1 protein-coding gene is annotated in these 2,167 nt (G+C 70.2%); it reads left to right on the forward strand.

The genetic code is table 11. The annotated features are described in order from the left end of the window. On the forward strand, positions 1–2,132 hold a 2,132-nt coding region (locus AC1D15_RS28420; RefSeq protein ID WP_477828650.1), incomplete at its 5' end, for an HzsA-related protein. Between the last annotated feature and the right edge of the window lie 35 nt (positions 2,133–2,167).

Consider the following 2,167-nt stretch of genomic DNA (forward strand, 5'->3'; position numbering starts at 1 on the left):
CATCCGACCTGATGCCGCTGTCGCGCACCAAGGAAGGCGGCGGCTTGGTGCTGGTCGACGCGGCCAACTACTCCGAGCAGAACACGCCGGCCAACCCGAGCGTCGCGGCCCAGGGCGGCCAGTACTACCCGACCGAACAGGCGCTGAACATCGACGGCGGGCTGTCGGCGTACGGCCGCATCACGACGCCGTTCCCGCTGTGGGACGGCACCGATCGCGTGCTGGTCGCCTACCGCCCCTGCGAAGTGACGAAGAACGGCAAGGTGGTGCCGTGCGCCACGCTGACCGATGCCGAGAAGGCGCGCCTGGCCGATGACAACCGGCTGGAAAGCGAGGTCGAGGCCGACGGCGTGAAGGACAACGTGCCGCCGCCGTACGGCATCTACATGTTCGACCCGAACGACCCGAAGAAGGGCCTGCAGCCGATCGCGCCGCCGCCCCCGGGCTTCATGAACACCGACCCGGTGCCGCTGCAGTCGCGCGCCGAGCCGAACGCCACCGACCCGACCCCGGTCGACCCGACGCTGGCCGCCCAGAAGCTCGGCCTGCTCGAAGTGCGCAGCGTCTACGACACCGACGGCCTCGGCCGCATGGGTGACCCGGTGATCGCGGCGGCCGACCTGTCGGCCACCTGCACCACCGCGATCGCGAAGACCGCGCCGACCGACCCGCTGGACACCCGCGCCCAGGTCGCCGACCTCGTCAAGATGAAGGACCCGGCCAGCCCGGCCTATGGCTGCGCGCCGGCCCGCTTCATCCGCGCCTTCCGCGCAGTGGCGCCGAGCCAGGGCATGGGCGTGCGGGCCGCGATCGGCGAGACCGATTTCGAGCCGCAGCAGATCCTCGGCTACGCGCCGATCGAGCCGGACGGCTCGTTCAAGCTGCAGGTGCCGGCCGACACCCCGATCGGGCTGGCGGTGGTCGATGCCGAAGGCCGTGCCTTCCAGACCCACACCAACTGGATCCAGGTCCGCCCGGGCGAACGCCGCACCTGCGACGGCTGCCACAGCCCGCGCCGCGGCGGCGCGCTGAACTCCGGTGCGGTCRCCAACACGATCCCGTCGGGCTGGTTCGACAACCTGGCGAGCGCCCACCAGTCGGGCGAGACGATGGCCGGCACCCGCACGCGCCTCGACCCGAACGTGCTGAAGCTGATGACCGACATGGTCTCCTCCGACGTCTGGGCCGACACGGCCAAGGCCGGCGTGACCGCGCGCAATTCGATCAGCATCAAGTACAAGAACAACACCGATCCGAAGGACGACCTGCTGACCGCCGCCCCGACCGACGGCGTCATCAACTACCCGGACCACATCCAGCCGATGTGGACGGTCAGCCGCGGCGTCAACGGCGCCGGCACCTGCGTGACCTGCCACGCCGACCCGGCCAAGCTGGACCTGAGCGCGACGATCGCCGGCACCGGCCGCAATGCGTCGTACGAGCGCCTGCTGATCGGCGACCCGGTCATCGACCAGGCCACCGGCCTGCCGAAGACCCACCTCGAGGAAGGCGTGCCGATGATCGACCGCGAGCCGGCGATGGTCGACACGATGGCCAGCGAAGGCGATGCCCTCGGCATGGGGCGCAAGAGCCGGCTGCTGGAGATCCTGTCCGGCGCGACGCTGATGGCCAGCGCCGATGCGCGCACGCTGTACCCGACCCCGGCGGCAGGCGCGCCGGACCACGCCACGCTGCTGACCAAGGCCGAGAAGCGCCTGCTGGCCGAATGGATCGACCTCGGCAGCAAGTACTACAACGACCTGTCCGCAGGCGGYGTGAAGGGCATCGGGCAGATCACCCAGGCCTCGTTCGAGTCCGACGTGTACCCGATCCTGCGCAGCACCTGCGCGGCCGGTTGCCACCAGGGCATCGGCAGCGACGAGATCGCCGCCGGCAAGGCGTTCCGCGAGAACCGCTTCGTGTTGCTGGGTGACGCGGAGGGCGATTTCAATGTCACACTGACGATGATCAACGACGCCTGCCATCCGGAAGCCAACTCGCTGCTGAAGCGGCCGTCGACGATCCCGCACCCGGCGGGCGCCGCGAGCTCGCCGACCGCGGTGCTGCCGGTGGGCAGCGCGAACTACGTGACGATCGCCAACTGGATCAAGAAGGGCTGTACCACCCCATGACGCACGCGTCTCCCAAGGCACCTGCGCGCGCACCC

The organism is Rhizobacter sp. P2_H2 (assembly GCF_056403375.1).